Annotated in this window: 13 protein-coding genes; 6 read left to right on the forward strand and 7 right to left on the reverse strand. The window is 68.2% G+C overall.

From position 1 onward, the window contains the following. Positions 1-122: 122 nt before the first annotated feature. The 5 genes from CHC08_RS14890 (at position 123) to CHC08_RS14910 (ending at position 6,639) form a co-directional block, all read left to right on the forward strand. On the forward strand, positions 123-680 hold the full coding sequence (locus CHC08_RS14890; protein ID WP_089207859.1) for an ArsR/SmtB family transcription factor: 558 nt from the start codon (positions 123-125) through the stop codon (positions 678-680). Beyond that, a complete protein-coding gene (locus CHC08_RS14895; protein WP_089207860.1) occupies positions 677-1,948 on the forward strand; it encodes an MFS transporter in 1,272 nt (423 codons plus the stop codon). Before CHC08_RS14890 ends, CHC08_RS14895 begins: the two co-directional genes overlap by 4 nt. A 28-nt stretch (positions 1,949-1,976) precedes the next feature. After that, on the forward strand, positions 1,977-4,016 hold the full coding sequence (locus tag CHC08_RS14900) for a family 20 glycosylhydrolase (protein ID WP_275937173.1): 2,040 nt from the start codon (positions 1,977-1,979) through the stop codon (positions 4,014-4,016). A 92-nt stretch (positions 4,017-4,108) separates the two neighbouring features. Next, positions 4,109-5,074, forward strand: a complete 966-nt coding sequence (gene pip, locus CHC08_RS14905; RefSeq protein WP_089207861.1) for a prolyl aminopeptidase — start codon at positions 4,109-4,111, stop codon at positions 5,072-5,074. A gap of 515 nt (positions 5,075-5,589) precedes the next feature. Next, on the forward strand, positions 5,590-6,639 hold the full coding sequence (locus tag CHC08_RS14910; RefSeq protein ID WP_089207862.1) for a TerC family protein: 1,050 nt from the start codon (positions 5,590-5,592) through the stop codon (positions 6,637-6,639). A gap of 157 nt (positions 6,640-6,796) precedes the next feature. On the opposite strand, the gene CHC08_RS14915 is transcribed toward CHC08_RS14910, so the two are convergent. Together CHC08_RS14915 and CHC08_RS49570 are read right to left on the reverse strand one after the other, a co-directional pair. Then, positions 6,797-8,065 (reverse strand): alpha/beta hydrolase domain-containing protein, encoded by a 1,269-nt coding sequence (locus CHC08_RS14915; protein WP_218825318.1) that lies wholly within the window; start codon positions 8,063-8,065, stop codon positions 6,797-6,799. Between the two features lie 211 nt (positions 8,066-8,276). Continuing rightward, positions 8,277-8,453, reverse strand: coding sequence for a ligand-gated ion channel (locus CHC08_RS49570; protein WP_179282049.1), 177 nt, complete (start codon positions 8,451-8,453; stop codon positions 8,277-8,279). Positions 8,454-8,692: 239 nt separating this feature from the next. Here CHC08_RS49570 and CHC08_RS14925 point away from each other — a divergent pair, with 239 nt between their 5' ends. Beyond that, the gene (locus tag CHC08_RS14925) at positions 8,693-9,844 is read left to right on the forward strand and encodes an acyltransferase family protein (protein ID WP_143653223.1); all 1,152 of its coding nucleotides are present in this window, start codon (positions 8,693-8,695) and stop codon (positions 9,842-9,844) included. Here the strand turns inward: CHC08_RS14925 and CHC08_RS14930 are convergent. The 5 genes from CHC08_RS14930 to CHC08_RS14950 form a co-directional block, all read right to left on the reverse strand. Then, positions 9,841-10,536, reverse strand: a complete 696-nt coding sequence (locus CHC08_RS14930) for a hypothetical protein (RefSeq protein WP_143653224.1) — start codon at positions 10,534-10,536, stop codon at positions 9,841-9,843. The two genes, CHC08_RS14925 and CHC08_RS14930, sit on opposite strands and share 4 nt — an antisense overlap. Then, positions 10,523-12,136 (reverse strand): VWA domain-containing protein, encoded by a 1,614-nt coding sequence (locus CHC08_RS14935; RefSeq protein WP_245878327.1) that lies wholly within the window; start codon positions 12,134-12,136, stop codon positions 10,523-10,525. Before CHC08_RS14935 ends, CHC08_RS14930 begins: the two co-directional genes overlap by 14 nt. After that, positions 12,133-13,293 (reverse strand): toxic anion resistance protein, encoded by a 1,161-nt coding sequence (locus CHC08_RS14940; protein WP_089207866.1) that lies wholly within the window; start codon positions 13,291-13,293, stop codon positions 12,133-12,135. Before CHC08_RS14940 ends, CHC08_RS14935 begins: the two co-directional genes overlap by 4 nt. Before the next feature lie 2 nt (positions 13,294-13,295). After that, complete coding sequence (locus CHC08_RS14945) at positions 13,296-14,405, reverse strand: hypothetical protein (RefSeq protein WP_089207867.1); 1,110 nt, start codon at positions 14,403-14,405, stop codon at positions 13,296-13,298. Positions 14,406-14,652: 247 nt separating this feature from the next. Then, the gene (locus tag CHC08_RS14950; RefSeq protein ID WP_089207868.1) at positions 14,653-15,528 is read right to left on the reverse strand and encodes a permease-like cell division protein FtsX; all 876 of its coding nucleotides are present in this window, start codon (positions 15,526-15,528) and stop codon (positions 14,653-14,655) included. Positions 15,529-15,571: the final 43 nt, after the last annotated feature.

A 15,571-nucleotide genomic window follows, 5' to 3' on the forward strand; every position in this document is an offset into this window, starting at 1 on the left:
TATCACCGCGAGACGGAATCGACTGCCGCCCCGATTCGGGCCCGCCGCCGTCTTGTCAGGATCCGTACGACGTGTAACCTGAAAGAATTCTTTTGAAAGACTTCTTTCAAGTTGGAGCGACAATGAGCCATCCCCAGCCCCGACGTGTCAGTGACGTCGACGCTCTCAAGGCGCTCGCGCATCCACTGCGCGTCTCGCTACTCCATCACCTGCTCGCGGTGGGTCCACGTACGGCCAGCGAGTGCGCCGAGGAGGTCGGGTCGACCGGCTCGAACTGCAGCTGGCACCTGCGTCAGCTCGCGAAGTTCGGGTTCGTCGAACGCGTCGAGACGGCCAACGGCAGGGAGCGCCCGTGGCGATCCACCGAGGTCGGCATCGACATCGGCGCGTTCGACGAGGACCCGGCCGTGCGCACCCAGCAGGACGCGCTGCTCGCTTTGCAGCTCAACGAGGACAACCGGCTCATGCAGCGGTTCCTCGACCGGCAGCACGAGCTCCCGAGGGAGTGGCTGCTCGCCTCGGCGATGCACGGCTACACGCTGAACGTGAGACCGGAGGAGCTGACCGAGTTGCTCGGCACGATCGACGATCTGCTGCGGCCCTATCTTGTCGCGGTGCGTGAGGACGCACCGGAGGGCTCGGCCCCGGCGCACGTCGGCATCCGGGCGTTCCTCCGATGATCGGGCCACTGCGCGAAAGAGCGTTCCTCCGCCTGTGGATCGCGGGATTCATCTCCGAGATCGGCGACTGGATGCTGCTGGTCGCCCTGCCCGTCTTCGTTTACCAGCTCACCGGCTCCGCCGCGGCGACCGCGACCACGTTTGTCGTGGCGCTGCTGCCGAGCCTGCTGCTCTCGCCCGTGGCGGGAGTATTGGCCGACCGGTGGGACCGGCGTCGCCTGATGCTCGGCGTGAGCCTCGTGCAGGCGGCGGCCCTGCTGCCCCTGCTGGCCGTGCACGACGCCGGGGATCTGGTGCTGATCAATGTTGTCATGGTCGCGCACGCCGGCCTGGCCATCCTGTTCGAACCCGCCAAGAACGCCCTGCTGCCCACGCTCGTCAAACCCGACCAGGTGGCCGCGGCGAACGGCCTGATCGGTCTGAACAGCAATCTGGCGCGGCTGATCGGCGCGTCACTCGGCGGGGTCCTGCTCGGCTTCTCCGGGCTGGCCGGTGTGTTGCTGGCGGACGTCGTCTCGTTCCTGCTCGCCGCGTTGCTGCTGCTGCGTCCGTTCCGGGCCGGCACCGTGAAACGCGAGCATCCGCCGGTGTTCCGGGCATGGCTGGAAGGGCTGCGGGAGATCCGGGATCGCGGGCCGCTGCGGGTCATGCTGGGGGTCGTCGGCCTGATGGCGGTGAGCCAGGGCATCTTCGTCGTGTTGTTCGTGGTGTTCGTGACCGATCGGCTCGGCGGCGGAGAGGCGGAGATCGGGGTACTGCGCGGCGTCCAAGCTGTCGGCGGCGTGCTCGGCGGCCTGCTGGTGGGCGTGCTGGCCCGGCGGCTGCGGGCCGGCCGGTTGCTCGGTCTGGCCCTGCTGGTGTTCGGCCTGATCTCCGCGATCGGCTGGAACGGCCCGTACGTGACGATGGCACCGGCCTTCTACCTCGTCCTGTTCGCCGTCATCGGCGCGCCAGGCGTCATCGCGGGTGTCGGAATGATGTCCGTTCTGCAACTGCACACCGCCGACGAGACGCGAGGGCGGGTGCTGGGCAGCTTCTTCAGCCTGAACGACGGCTTCCAGGCGCTCGGCATGATGCTCGCCGGTGTGCTCGTGGTGCCCCTCGGCCTCACCGTGATGCTCAACGTCCAGGCGGGGCTCTACGCGCTCGCCGGACTTGTCGCACTGCGCCGATGGTGGCGGGAGAAGCCCGGGGACGCCGCCCTCCCGCCGGTCCTGACCACCGAGGCGGCTCTTGACGCCGATCAATCTGTAAATAAAGCTTACTAACCGTTGGCCCGAGCCCACGGAGGACGTCATGAGCATGGTCGCCCCGCCCTTCCCGGCTCGTCGACGCCCTTCCCGGCTCGCCTGTCTCGCCGGGGCCGTGCTCCTCGTGGCCGCCGCCGGTCTCGCGGTGATCGTCGTGACGCAGCCGGCCCGTGCCCAGCCGGCCCGCCTCGCGGTCTCGATGAACGAGGTGGTTCCGGTGCCCGTCTCGGTGCAACCGTCCGGCGGCACGCCGTACACGCTCTCGCCGGACGCGGGCATCTTCCCCCAGGCAGGCTCGACTCCGGCCGCCGACGTCGGCGCCTACCTGGCCGGGGTTCTCCGCCGCTCCACCGGATACGCGCTGCCGATCGCTCCGGCCGGATCCGGTGCCCCCGCCAGGGGTGTCTCGCTGCTTCTCGCCGGCGCCGACCCCGGCGTCGGGGCGCAGGGGTACCAGCTCGACGTGACCGCCGACGCGGTGGTGATCCGGGCGCAGACGGCCGACGGGCTCTTCAACGGCGTGCAGACGCTGCGCCAGCTCCTGCCGCCGGAGATCGAGAGCGCCGTCGTCCGCCCCGACCCGTGGGTCGTGCCCGGCGGGAGGATCGTGGACTACCCGCGGTTCGCGTACCGCGGGACGATGCTCGACGTGGCCCGGCACTTCCACCCGGTGGCGACGGTGAAGCAGCACATCGACCGGATCGCCCTGTACAAGATCAATTACTTGCACCTGCACCTCTCCGACGACCAGGGCTGGCGGATCGTCGTCGACAAATGGCCGAGGCTGGCCACCTATGGCGGAAGCACCCAGGTCGGCGGCGGGCCGGGCGGTCACTACACCAAGGCCCAGTTCCAGGAGATCGTCGCCTACGCGGCGCAGCGGCACATCACGATCATCCCGGAGATCGACCTGCCCGGGCACACCAACGCCGCGCTCGCCTCGTACGCCGAGCTGAACTGCAACGGGGTCGCCCCGCAGCTCTACACCGGCACCGCGGTCGGGTTCAGCTCGCTCTGCTCCTCCAAGGAGAACACCTACGCGTTCGTCAACGACGTTCTCACCGAGCTCGCGGCGTTGACCCCCGGCCCCTACCTGCACATCGGCGGGGACGAGGCGGACGCCACCTCTCCCGAGCAGTACGGGACGTTCATGAACCGGATTCAGCCCATGGTGACCGCCAAGGGCAAGTCGGTCATGGGGTGGCACCAGATCGGGGCGTCGGCGGTCCAGCACTCGCCCGGCCGCATCGTGCAGTACTGGGGCCTGAACACCTCCGACGCGCTGGTGAGCGGCGCCGTGTCGAAGGGGGCCAAGGTGGTCATGTCACCGGCGAACAAGGCCTACCTCGACATGAAGTACACCGCGCAGAGCCCGGTCGGCCAGGACTGGGCCGCCCGGATCGAGGTGCGGACGGCGTACGACTGGAATCCGGGCACCTACCTGAGCGGAGTGCCCGCCTCGGCCGTGCTCGGTGTCGAGGCGCCTCTGTGGACGGAGACGATCGTCACCGAGGACCACATCGAGTACATGACGTTCCCCCGGCTGCCGGCCATCGCCGAGCTCGGCTGGTCACCGTGGTCGACGCACGACTGGGACGCGTTCCGGCTCCGCCTGGGCGCCCAGGGCCCGCGCTGGACGATCATGGGAATCGACTTCTACCGCTCTCCGCAGGTGCCGTGGGGCAGCGGCACTCCGACCACCCCGGCCGGTAGGTACGAGGCCGAGAGCGCGACGATCTCCCGTGGCGTGGCGGAGTCCAACCACGCGGGATTCTCCGGCACCGGGTTCGTCAACTACGACAACGCGGCCGGCGCGTACGTCCAGTGGACGGTCAACGCCGCCCAGGCCGGTCCGGTGACCCTGCGGTTGCGATACTCGAACGGCACGGCCGTCAACCGGCCGATGGACATCACGGTCAACGGCACGCCGGCCGCCACCGGGCTCGCCTTCGCCGGTACCGGCGCCTGGGCCACCTGGCAGACCAAGACACTGACCGTCACCCTCAGGGCCGGAGCCAACACCATCCGGGCGACCGCGACGACCGCCAACGGCGGACCCAACGTCGACTACCTCGACGTTCAGTGACGGGCCGAGCCGGGTGTGACGGAGCGGCCGGCGGAGGTCATCAAAACCCCTCTCGGGTGAACGTACGGTTCACGCTGCGAAAATGGGTCGTTATGAAGACGTTCTATCCACCGATCGAGCCGTACGACTCCGGTCTGCTCGACGTCGGCGACGGTAACGAGATCTACTGGGAAGTCTCCGGCAGCCCCGAGGGCAAGCCCGTGGTCATGGTGCACGGGGGGCCCGGGGGCGGCTGCGTCCCCAACCACCGCCGGCAGTTCGACCCGCGGGCGTACCGCATCGTGCTGTTCGACCAGCGCAACTGCGGGCGCAGCCGGCCCCATGCCGGCGACCCGGCCGTGTCGCTGGAGCACAACACGACGTGGCATCTCGTCGCCGACATGGAACGGCTCCGCGAGCACCTGGGCATCGACCGCTGGATGGTGTTCGGCGGGTCGTGGGGGAGCACGCTGTCGCTCGCGTACGCGCAGACCCACCCTGACAGGGTTTCCGAACTCGTGCTGCGCGGCATCTTCATGCTGCGGCCCTTCGAGCTCCAGTGGTTCTACCAGGAAGGGGCGTCGCTGGTCTTCCCCGATATCTGGGAGAGCTACGTCGCACCGATCCCGAAGGAGGAGCGCGAAGATCTGATCGCCGCGTTCCACGCTCGGCTCAACGATCCGGATCCGGAGGTACGGCTGCCCGCGGCACACGCCTGGAGCGTCTGGGAGGGCTCGACCATCACCCTGCGGCCGGCCCCCGAAATCATCGCCGCGCATTCCGGCGATGATTACGCGGTCGCCTTCTCCAGGATTGAAAACCATTATTTCGTCAACGGCGGGTTCTTCGAGGAGGATCAGCTCCTCCGGGATATCGGCAAGATCCGGCACATTCCCTGTGTCATCGTGCAGGGCCGATATGACATGTGCACTCCGGCCAGGACCGCCTGGGATCTTCATCGCGCCTGGCCGGAAGCCGAGTTTCACATCGTCGACGATGCGGGGCACGCCTACTCGGAGCCCGGCATCCTCGATCGGCTCATCGAGACAACCGATCGCTTCGCCCTCCGCCAGGACTGACGCGATCCGTCGGGTGCGGTGACCGCCGTTCCACGGGGTTTTTTCGGGGGTCTGGATCGGCCATTGTCTACGAGCGGTCAACTCCAGTGTCACCGTATTTTTCGAGATGATTTTCACTGCTCTGGAAAAGCCGGTGGATCCATTGTTTGTGAGGTGAATTAATCACGCCCGTCCGCAGGACGACGATTGCTGCGGAACGGGCAAAAAACGTTGCGGCACCCGTGGTGGCTCTTTACGGATAGCCGAATTCGAAGCGATGCGCACGGCCCTTTTCCAGCGCCGCCGGCAACGCGGCGGGGTCCTCATCGGCCGAGGATTTCACCCGCCGTATTGACCTCGGCTTCATGTTGAAGGGAAGATGGCGCCACACAGTGGAGGGGAGTACTCCTTCGCGGCCGCGTCGTCAGCACGGACCATCTGGTCCCGGCGCGGTCGGCTCGCATTAAGGGGCGAGCGGAGAAGACCTCCGACAGACGTACCAACGCCCAGTCGGAGGAACAAGCATGCCACCACCTATGTCCGTGCCCGGTTGGGTCTGGGCTGCGGCCCTCGCGGGGCTGCTCGCGCTCATCCTGCTCGACCTATTTGTGGTCGACCGGAAACCCCACAGGGTCACCGTGAGTGAAGCGGCGAAGTGGGTCACGTTCTACGTCGGTTGCGCCGTGGCCTTCGGGGTCGGCGTCTGGATTTTCGGGGGCAGCGAGCACGCGGCCGCCTTCGCCACCGGATACATCACCGAGTATTCGCTGAGCGTCGACAATCTCTTCATCTTCATGATCATCATGGCGAACTTCGCGGTGCCGGCGATACATCAACACCGGGTTCTGCTCATCGGAATCATGATGGCGCTGGTCATGCGCGGTATCTTCATCGGTCTGGGCGCGCAGGCCGTGCAGCATTTCAGCTGGATCTTCTGGCTGTTCGGCGGAATCCTCATCTACACCGCCTGGAAACTCGCCGTCAGCAAACAGGAGGACGAGGAGTACGACCCCAACGGGGGCCTCGTCCGGCTGGTCAGGAAATTGTTTCCTGTGACGAGCGAATATCACGGGGCGCGGCTGACGATCAAGCGTGACGGACGTCGCTGGGTGACCCCGATGCTGATCGTCATCGTCGCCATCGGCGGGGCGGACCTCGTCTTCGCCGTCGACTCCATCCCGGCCATCTTCGGCATCACCCAGGACGCGTTCCTGGTCTTCGCGGCCAACGCGTTCGCCCTGATGGGGCTCCGGCAGCTCTACTTCCTCCTCGGCGGACTGGTGGAGAAGCTCGTCTACCTCTCCCGCGGGCTGGCGGTGATCCTCGGTTTCATCGGCCTGAAGCTGGTGATGCACGCCCTGCACGAGAACGAGCTGCCGTTCATCAACGGCGGCGAGCATGTCAGCTGGGTGCCGGAAATCAACAACTGGGTCTCGCTCGGCGTCATCGTGTCGGTGCTCGGCATCACGACGCTGGCCAGCATCCTCAAGACCCGGCGAGACGAACGAGCGGGCGGTGGCGACGAGGCCACCGCCGATCAGAGCGAGGCCACCCCTACCGGAGAAGCCGACAAGGCACCGCGCTGACGGGGTCGCATCCTGCCGGGCGAGGTTCGGGAGACAGGTGATCTGTCGCGGGAGTCTCGGAGACGGGGTGCCGTCGATGCGCTGAAAGTCGAGGTGCCGAAAGGAGGGAGCGCGGGCTTCGGCTCGCGCTCCCTCGGATCGGCGAGGTGGTGAGACCTCAGTGGCGGCCGAAGTCGACCCCGGTGGCGTCCTTCAGGTTCTGAGCCGCGTCGAGTGGCAGGAGGTAGCCCTTCCGGAGGTTGTTCGCGTCGGCCCGGACGACGGCGGCGACGTACAGGCCCCGAAGGCGGTAGAGCTGCTTGAGCCTGGCCTGGTCGAAGGGCACGTGCGTGCCGAACAGCCGGCAGAACGACTCTCCCGAGTTGTCTCCGGTGTTGAGGGCGGTGGGCGCCGCGACCTGGGAGAGCCGGATGCCTCCCTGGGCCAGGCCCAGCTCGTCGCGGACCTTCGTGCCGTCGGGATTGAATCGCAGCGGGGGAGCGGCCGGGGGAGCGATCCCGCGCTCGACCCAGCGGGTCAGGTGATCGTAGGCGGCGGCGATCACGTGGTTCAACGGCACGCGGCTGAACGGCGGCTGGTCGCAGCTGTAGGTGGGGGCGCTGCCGAGGTCGCGGGTCAGCAGCGGGCGCCGGTACTCCTGGCCGGTCCAGCCGGAGTGGGCCGCGCCGGCGACCTCCCAGTGGCGGAACCGGTCACCGTCCGCACGATGGACCGGTGATCGCACATCGGTCTCCGACAGCACCTGGAACACCGGTTCGGCGCCGACGCGGGTGGGGGCGCTTCCGACGATGTTGGCGAACCCGTCGAAGACGCTCTCGATCTGGGGTAGCACTGCGTCGTAGTACACGGTCATCCGGCTCGCGGACTGCGAGGCGCCGATGGCCAGCACCGTGTCCACCTTCAACCGGCCCAGGGGAGACGCCCCGCCCCGAGCCCGGATGGCCTTGGCCGCCTGGGAGAAGATGTCGTAGGAGAGCTCGTCGGCGGTGAAACGGCCTCCGCCCGTGACGTCCAGGTCGCCGTAGCGGGCCGGGCTCCATCCGCGGAGCTGGTCGACCCCGACCCGCTGCGCGGAGATGCCGACCCACGCGTACCCGGAACGGGTGATCTGGTCGGGGCTCCACAGCGCGTCGAGATCGTACCCGGCGGTCACGTTCTGCCATTCGGCGAGTACGGTGCCGTTGAAGGTGGCCTGGTGGGCGGGGCGGCGCACGATGATCCGGGTCCGGTAGGGGACGTCCGAGGCGAGCAGTTGCCCGGTCGTGGCATAGGCGTCCGCCGCACCGGAGAGGTAGAACTCCTGCTCCACGTAGCCGCGGGCGGCCAGGTTCACGTTGGTGGACATCCAGGGGTAGGTGTTCTTCACGTCCGGTGAGGACGGGTCACCGGGGACGGAGCCGGGAACGGGCCCGTCGACGATCGGCACCGAGACGGGTGTAGGAGCTGATCGCGGTGTTTGTCGGGCGTGGGCCGGTCCGGTCGCGAACCCGGCGACCACGATGCCTGCCACCATGACTCTGACCATTTTCACCAGCGAGACCATGCTTCACATCTCCTTCCGGCACGGCCGGGCGGGCGGCCGCACCCAGGGATGATCTCCGGCGGCGGATCATTCGGCATCGGTGAAATCACCGGTCTTACCGGTGTGACCGTGCGGGGGCGCGACCTCGCGGCGATGATTCGGCCATCCCGGAAGGCCTCCGCACTCCAGGGGCGAAATCCAGCGTCCAGGTGTCGTTGCCGAGGGTGGCGCGGGCGAACACGTCCCACCGATCGGCTGTCTCCTGGTCGGCCCGGGCGTCGTCGGTCGGCATCCGTACCTCCTCGACCAGACGGCAGGGCACCCGGATCGTCGTAGATCACCGACCGCGAGTACAGCAGGCTATACCCCGTTTGTCTCGCTGGTGGGATCGCTCCCAGCGATGATCGTCCGTAGTTTCGAGACGGCGCCGAGCGGCCATCGATACACGGCCTCGACGGCACAGACTCCTCCACCACGCACAGTGGCCCAGGCGCGCCGTCTCCGTACATCAAACCCCCCGGAGGTATTTCTGTGTTCGCTGTCCGCCCACCCATCGAGCCGGGTCCGAACCCGCGAGGGCCCGCAGACGGCGAAGCCCTGGAGCGGATGACGTGGCCCGACGTCGCCAAGGGCGCGTGCATCCTGCTCGTCGTGCTCTGGCACGTCATCATGAAGCACTACCTGCAGCTCGACTGGCACCTGTCGATCCCGGTCCCCGGCGCCTGGGGCACGGTGACCGAGCAGTTGCTCCCGCTGCGCATGCCGCTCTTCTTCACCATCTCCGGCATGTTCGCCATCGGCGCGGTAAACCGGCCCTGGCGGGTTCTCGGCCGCTCGAAGGTGGCCAGGTTCCTCTATCTCTACGTGCTGTGGCTGTTGATCCACACCGCGCTGCTGACGCTCGTCCCGGACTTCGACACCGCCCGCGCCGACGGCCTCGTCGGCCTGCTGGCCCAGTTGACGATCACCCCGTCCAACCTGTGGTACCTGTATGCGCTCGCCCTGTATTTCGCCATCGCCAAGGTCGTGCGCCGTCTTCCGGCGCCCCTGGTAGTCGGGGCGGCCTTCATCCTGTCGGCGGCGGCCTCAGCAGGGCTGCTGGAAATGCCGGGCGACCGAGGCGGCGTGTACAAGAACCTGGTGTTCTTCCTGGCCGGGATGTACTTCCGGCCGATCGTGGAACGGCTCGCCGCCTCCGCAAACCGGCCACGCCTCGCGGTGCTCGGCGTGTCCTACATCGGGATCCTGGCGGCGATGGCGGTCACCGGCGCAGACACCTGGCCGGGCGTCTGGCCGCTGGCCTGCGTCCTCGCGGCGGTGCTCGGAGTGACGGCTGCGGTTCTGGTCAGCCGTTGGGTCTGGTTGGGGAACTGCCTCGCGGCACTCGGCCGCGGCACTCTTCCCATCTACGTCATGCACATGCCGCTGCTCGCGCTGCTGCACCGGGCCCTGGTCCCGCCGCTCTCCGTCGACATGGACGGCAGGCTACGGCTGGTGCTCGCCGTCGTCGAACCGGTGATCCTGAGTGCGGTCGTGGTGTGGCTGTGTCGTTTGCTGTACCGGGCGCTGGTGAAGATGCGCGCCGGATGGTTGTTCGAACTGCCCTGGGCGCAATCTCACCGCTCACCGGCGTGGCCACGCCCCAGCGGGAGCCAACGAAACAAGATCTTCAGTGGCCTTTAAAGGTCCAGGTCGGAGCGGCCGAAGCGGTCGCGCAGGAAACGGCCCTGGTCGCGCAGGGACTGCTCGTCGCCCCGGTGTACGGCCTGGGCCACCTCGTGCAGCTTGGCGTCCAGCAGGTCGAGCTGGACCAGAAGCTCCTCGTGGGCGCTGTGCTGGCGGTCGGCGCTCCGGGTGAGGGCATAGGTGCGGGGCAGGTTGGCGTAGGCCTCCAGGCTGGCGGGAAGGTAGGCGCGGATCGTCTGCGAGACGATGTGCAGGTGGTCGGGGGAGGTGGTCAGCACCTCGGCCCGGCCCAGCACGCCGCCGAGCACGTCGGCCAGGTCGCGGAGCCTGGCCCGCACGTCCTCGGGGAACCGCTGGGAGCCGTCGACCTTGCGCAGCAGCGCGTCGAGGTCCGCGCGGAGCGCGGTGGTCTCGACCTCGGCGTGGGAGACGGCCAGCCTGATCCTGTCCGGCGGGGCCAGCAGCGCGCCGACGCCGTACAGCCCGGCGACCACCACCGGCCATAACGCGCCGGCCAGGCCGAGGAAGTGCGCGCCGAACCCCACCAGTGCCAGCACGCAGCCGGCGATGTTCTTGGTGGAGCCGAGATATCTCAGCACCCGGTCAGCGATCACGGTGACTCCCGCCGCCTGGGGGAGGCCGGTGACCCGGTCTCTCCGGAGGTTCGTGTGGCGATTACTGGTAACCACGGATCTCCTTGAACGCTGCGGCCAGTGACCCGGTGCGGGCGTCGAAGACGGCGCCGCGGGTCAGCGTGGCGATCTTCTGCATCTCGTCCACGTCGCTCTCGCCGAACAGCACGACAAACGTCCTGACCTTCTGCTGCGCCTCGGGCAACGTCTGACGGAACGCCTCGAAGTCCTCGTAGGAGGAGCCGTCGGTGTTCTCGCCGTCGGTCATCAGCACGACGGAGGTGTAGTGCCCGTCGCCGCCCGTGGCTGCTTCCCGGTAGGCGGCCCGAAGCCCGTCGTAGATCGCGGTCCCGCCGCTCGCCTGGAGCCGCTCGGCGTAGGACTTGATCTGCGCCAGGACCGGTTCCGGGTCCCGTTCGGGAAGCACGAAGGGTTTCGGCTGTCCGGCGGAGTCGTTGAACGGGATCAGCACCACGTTCTCGCGGTTGCGGAAGCGGGAGAAGGTGCCGGATGCCGAGGTGTCGGCGCCGGTGAGCGTGACCAGTGCCCGCCGCAGCGCGTCGATCCGCTCGCCCTGCATCGACCCCGAGGTGTCAAGTACGAACAGCGCCCGGGCCGGGACGCGCACCTCGTCCAGGTAGGCGGTGATCAGCGCGTCGGCGGCGGCCCTGCGGTTGGGGAACGGCAGCTCCAGCAGCGGGGCCGAGCCGAACTCGGGACCCGGACGGACCTCGGGCACGATCGGCCGCCGGTGGGTAGTGGTCATGATCTCCTTCTGCGCGGCGGGCGTGCGCAGCCAGGAGGTCAGCTTGCCGTACAGGTCCTTCTTGTCGGGCTTGGCCGAGGCGAGCAGGGTCAGCGGATAGTCCGCGGTGACCACGCCGTCGCTCGGGTAGATCACCGTCAGGCCCTTCAGCCCGAGCAGCACCGACTCGTAGTTCACGATGCCGTCGACGCCGCCCTCGCGGGTGTAGGCGTCGGCGAGCCAGCCGGACGACCCCGCGGTGAGCCTCTGCGCGGAGAAGAACTCCTTCAGCTTCGGCGTGACCGCGGAGACCTGCTGGGTGCTCAGCGCCTCTCCGGCGTCCGACAGCGCGGCGGCCACGCCGACCAGCGCGGAGAAGCCCGAGTTGGAGGAGGCGGGATTGGTCATGCCGAAGGTGAAACGGCCCTCGCGCGCCGCGGTCGCGATCTGCTCCCAGCTCACGGCTCCGCTCTCCCAGCCGAGCTCCCGGGCCTTGGCGGTCTTCAGGCCGAGCAGCACGGGGGAGGCCATGACCTTGGTCTCGGTGGACAGCCGGGCGGACGCGCCGTCGATCAGCGACAGGTAGCGGTTGGAGGAGAACCAGATCGCGTCGTAGGCGCCGTCCGCGCCGCCGCTCGCCACCTGCTCTGCGCCGTCCAGCGTGCCGGTGTAGGAGATCTTGACCTTCACCCCGGAGCGCTGCAACATCGGTTCCAGGTCCTTGACCTCGCTGCCGGCCAGCACCCGGAGCACGTCGGGGCCGTCCTCCGTGCCCGACGCCTCCGAGGAGCACGCCGCCAGGGTGGCCGCGCTCAGCAGCGTCAGGGCGACCACGGACAGCCGTGCGGCCAGCCGTACGGCCGACCGGATGCCCCGGCCGTGCGCGGTGCCCGCCGGATGGACGGCGCTCACGGCGTGACCTCGCGGTTGGCGCGCTCCAGATAGGTCTTCGCGTTGTCCAGTTCGACGCTCAGGCTGCTCACGGTAACGGCCATGTTCTCCACGGCCTGCGACCGGAACGAGTCGATCATGTCCATGGTGGCGTAGACGTTGTCGAAGGCCTTGCGCAGGGAGTCCATGTCCACGGTGGTCGAGGCCGCCTGCGTCTGGATGGCGCCCGCCTGGGTGCGGAGCATCTCGCTGGTGGCCAGGATCAGGTCGCTGGTCGTGGCGTTCAGCGCGGTGATCTGATCAAGCACCAGTTTCTGGTTGGCCAGGGCCTGGGCCACGGTCACCGCGGTGCGCAGAGCCGAGATTGTCGTGGTGGTGGCCCGGTCCACGCCCTTGCTGAGCTCCAGGTTGTTCTTGCGGACCAGGTCGAGGGCCAGGTAGCCCTGCACGGAGACCGCCAGCTGGGTCAGGATGTCCTGGTGCTTCTGCCGTACGGAGAACAGGGCGTCGGAGCGGAGCGCGGTCGCCTTCTCCGGGTCGGTCGCGTCCAGGACCAGGAGGTGGTCCTCCAGGGCGGCGTCGAGCGCGGCGGCCATCACCGCGTACTCCTGCAGGCGGGTCATCGCCTCCCAGAGGTTCGCCTTCTCGCCCTCGATCGCGGCGTTGTCCTTCAGCAGCTCGTCCTGGCCGGACTTCAGCGCCCGGATGATGTCGTCCAGGTGCTTCTGGGCGGACTGGTACTTCGCGAAGTAGTCGCGCAGCCGATCTCCGAACGGAATCAGCCCGAGCAGCTTGCGCGGGCCGCTCGCCGCCTGCTTCGGATCGAGGTCCACCACGGTACGGCGCAGAGCCACCAGCTGGCCCGCCACCCGGACCTGAGCGTCGGCGCCCTCCCCCTTGGCCGAGGCCAGAGCCGCCACCGGACGCTTCAGCATCCGGTTGGCCACCTGCGAGGCGGAGCGGATCTCGCCGTCGCCCATCGAGGAGATGTCGTGCACCTTGCGGGTGAAGTCCGGAACCCGGGGGTCCATCGTGGCCAGCTCCGCGGCGAACTCCTTGGCCTTGGCGGTGAGCTCGGCCTCGCGGCCGTCGGCCAGGGGGAGCATGGTCGCCGCCTTCGCGGCGGACACGGCGGCGACGGGGGCGGGCGGGGTGAGCGTCAGATCGCTCTCGGCCATTGTCAGGACCCTCCTTCGGTCTGAGGGACGGAGCCGCTCTCGTAGAGGTGCTCGATGTTTGCGATGAGCCCCTCCAGGTTTTCGTAGGTGGGCGGCTCGACGACGTCCACCAGGTCACGGGCCACCGGGGCCCGGTGCTTGGCGACCAGGTCGGCGAAGGCCTTGGGGTCGGCGGTGCGGAAGCCGTGCTGCGCGGCGAGGCTCCGCAACTCGGGATCCTCGGTCAGCAGCCGCCCGACCTCGCTCGCCTGGGGGGTGAAGGGGACCAGCGTGTGCTTGCTCAGCACGGTCGGCGCGGGATAGAGCAGCCGCATATCCGGACGGATCGAGCCGTCGCCCGCGAACACGTGGGAGAGATACTGAGCCTCGTAGATCATGACCATCGGCGTTTTGCCCGACCCCATGACCAGGTAGTCGGTGAAGGGAGCCTCGGACGAGGACTGCGAGTAGCCCTGGTCCAGGAAGATCGGCGCCACCGCCCCGGCCACCTTGGGAATCTGGGCCGTGGTGGTGACCACGTCGTCGCCGTTGGCGACGTAGCCGGCCATCGCCAGGTACATCGCCGCGGAGTTGGAGGTCCTGACGTCGGTGGTGGTCATCAGCACCCGCTTGCGCGCCGGGTAGGTGGTGTTGCCGGGCAACCTGTCCCAGCGGGTGCCCTTGGCCACCATGTCCAGATATTTCTCCATGTCGAACACCTGATAGCCCTGGCCTGAGTCGCGCACCAGCCCGGCTTTAGTCAATATGTCGACAATGGGCTTAAATGTCGCAATCGCCATGGGTGAGTAGAAGGGCGAGAAGGTCTGGGCGACCTTCCGATCCCGCTTGATCTTTTCGGCGGCGGGGAGGCTGGAGGGAAACGCGAACGCGTAGTCGTCGAGCTTGACCTCGGTCGCGATCTGCCGGGATCCGGCGGTGTCCACCTCGACCCGCAGCCCGTGTTTCTCGAACGCCGCGCGCACCCGGGGATCGTCGAAGAACGGCTTCTTCTCCGAACCGATCACGCCTCGCACCGTGGCCGGGCCGTCGTCGCCCCCGTTGCCCAGGACGACCGCCACCACGACCACGGCGCCGAGGAGGAGTGCCAGGACGATACCGATGGACCGTTTCACCGCACCCCACTCCCGTAAAAATCTTTCTGCTTGGAATTATGCGAGGGGAGGAAATGCGGTGCGCACCGAAGACCCGGGTACGCGACAAAGTTAAACGCCTGTTCATTAATTCGTCATTCGAAATGGGGCGGCCCATGCGATTGGGCTCACGGCCGGGCGGGTGGGGATGCCACGAGCCGTCCGGGAGACCTCGGGGTCGCCGCACCGGCCCGCCGGCCCGGCGAACTCCCCGAGGCCCCCGAGCCCGTCATCCCTCCGATGGGACCGGGAACACCGTGAAAACACCGGCCAGCGGTCTCACGGCGGGGACGAGTGCGCGGGCGAGGGCAGGATCGGAGAACTTGACAAAGAAGGAACCCGTGAAGATTCCACCCGACGCGTGCTCCGGGTCGGAGAGCTTCATGAGTTTCAGGGCGTGGCCGGGGTCCTCGAAGTAGATCGTCTCCACTCCGGGCAGGTCCCGCAGCCGGGCGGCGATGGCCGCCTTCTCCTCCTCGGTGGCCGCCCCCGTCACTCCCGCACGCCTGCTCCGCTGGCACTCGGGGGCGTCCGAGAACATGGGCTCTTTCCCGCACAGCGCGATTTCGGCGTCGGCCCTGCCCGCCCAGAAGGTCGTCGGGCCTCGCCACGCACCGGCGACGCCCGGCACCGACTTCATCTTCTCGGCCACGGCGGGGAAGTCCTCGCTGCGGCGGAGCGTGCCCCGCAGGACATCGCCGACGGTGGCCGAAGACTGCACCGAGCGGTCCCCGATTCCTTCGTAGCTTCTGCGCCGCTCGTTGGACATCTCCTCGCCGCTCCGCACCTCGACCGACGTCACCTGGGGCAACGCCCGAAGCGCGGCCTCGGCCCCCTGTCCCTGCTCGACGGTCGCCTTGGCCATGCCGTCGCATCCGCACATGAACACCTCGAACCGGAGCGATGGGGAGAGCGCGACCTCGGGTGGAGGTTGGGGCAGCCAGGAACGCTCATACAGGTACCAGCCCCCGCCCGCGGCGAGGCCGAGCACCACCAGCACCGCGGCACAGGCGGCCAGCAGCCTGGTGTGCGCCGCCATCCAGGGACCGAGCCTCGGCTCGCGATCGGGACCGTCATCCCCGAAGGACAGCTCCTCTTGCTCCATTCGCACACTATGGCGATTTTTTTAAGTTTCGGTCAAGTCGTCG

The sequence above is a fragment of the Streptosporangium subroseum genome (genome assembly GCF_900188345.1).
GTDB lineage: Bacteria > Actinomycetota > Actinomycetes > Streptosporangiales > Streptosporangiaceae > Streptosporangium > Streptosporangium subroseum.

What these genes read in the sequence shown, in the direction of transcription:
- CHC08_RS14950 (WP_089207868.1), bottom strand. Translation starts at nt 15,528, where the DNA reads ATGGAGCAAGAGGAGCTGTCCTTCGGGGATGACGGTCCCGATCGCGAG.
- CHC08_RS14895 (WP_089207860.1), top strand. Translation starts at nt 677, where the DNA reads ATGATCGGGCCACTGCGCGAAAGAGCGTTCCTCCGCCTGTGGATCGCG.
- CHC08_RS14910 (WP_089207862.1), top strand. Translation starts at nt 5,590, where the DNA reads ATGTCCGTGCCCGGTTGGGTCTGGGCTGCGGCCCTCGCGGGGCTGCTC.
- pip (WP_089207861.1), top strand. Translation starts at nt 4,109, where the DNA reads ATGAAGACGTTCTATCCACCGATCGAGCCGTACGACTCCGGTCTGCTC.
- CHC08_RS14900 (WP_275937173.1), top strand. Translation starts at nt 1,977, where the DNA reads ATGAGCATGGTCGCCCCGCCCTTCCCGGCTCGTCGACGCCCTTCCCGG.
- CHC08_RS49570 (WP_179282049.1), bottom strand. Translation starts at nt 8,453, where the DNA reads ATGCCGACCGACGACGCCCGGGCCGACCAGGAGACAGCCGATCGGTGG.
- CHC08_RS14890 (WP_089207859.1), top strand. Translation starts at nt 123, where the DNA reads ATGAGCCATCCCCAGCCCCGACGTGTCAGTGACGTCGACGCTCTCAAG.
- CHC08_RS14940 (WP_089207866.1), bottom strand. Translation starts at nt 13,293, where the DNA reads ATGGCCGAGAGCGATCTGACGCTCACCCCGCCCGCCCCCGTCGCCGCC.